Origin of the sequence: Paraeggerthella hongkongensis (assembly GCF_003726035.1) — a bacterium.
GTDB classification, from domain to species: Bacteria; Actinomycetota; Coriobacteriia; order Coriobacteriales; family Eggerthellaceae; genus Paraeggerthella; species Paraeggerthella hongkongensis.
Genome location: NZ_QICD01000056.1, coordinates 1 through 911, shown reverse-complemented (window position 1 = coordinate 911; position 911 = coordinate 1). Strand labels below are relative to the sequence as shown.

At 52.5% G+C, this 911-nt stretch carries 1 protein-coding gene; it reads left to right on the top strand.

Annotation, left to right across the window (positions count from 1 at the left end; genetic code table 11):
• Positions 1-190: 190 nt before the first annotated feature.
• On the top strand, positions 191-911 hold a 721-nt coding region (locus tag DMP08_RS12285; RefSeq protein WP_148042367.1), incomplete at its 3' end, for a transposase.

The following is a 911-nucleotide window of genomic DNA, read 5'->3' as shown; positions in this document are numbered from 1 at the left end:
TGATTATTACAGGTAAATCGGTACATCGTTCCAAATTTCACCGGCACCCGTTACGGGGCTACCGGTACATCATTACGCTCTATCGGTACACCACAACATATTGATTTGACTCGCATACTCGTCATTCTCCAAAATCATCGCTAACGCAGCAAAGATGACTGCGTCGCAAAACGATGATTGGAGAAAATTAATGAGTAGTGTTAGCTACCGCGATGTGCTCCGCCATCGTGCCAGCGGTTTGAGTTTGCAGAAAACTGCAGACGCTTGCGGCTGTGCCCGATCGACGGTGCAAGACATCGTGCAACTCGCGAAGAAGCGCGATGTTGGATGGAAAGATGTTGAGGATCTTGCCGACGCCGAAGCGTATGAGCTGGTAAGAGGAAAGCCTGAGCAAGTCGAGCCCTACGCGCCCATCGACTACAAAAAGATCTACGACGAAATGACGCGCGACAGAACCATGAAGATGACCATTCTGTGGGAAGAATACGTCATCGAGGCGGTTGAATCCGATAAGCGCCCCTACCAATACTCGCGCTTCTGCGAGAAATACCATGTCTGGTGCGATGCCAACGATATTGCCGTCATCAGGCGATACATCGCCGCTGACATTGGAGGGTTTGATTGGGCCGGCAAGAAGCTGACCATCTGCAATCCCGATACTGGCGAGCTCGCTGATGTGCCGGTATTCGTGGCCTGCCTGCCGTATTCGCAATACGTCTTCGTCCGCGCATACCCCGATATGACGATGGAAAGCTGGCTTCAAGCAGCGGCCGACAGCTTCGCATTCTTCGGCGGGTGTCCCCGCATCGTCGTTATCGACAATCTTCGAACTGGCGTAACGAAGCATACCTCCGAAGAGATCGTGCTTAACCGGACGTTCAGGGAATTTGCCGAGCATTACAACGTTGCGG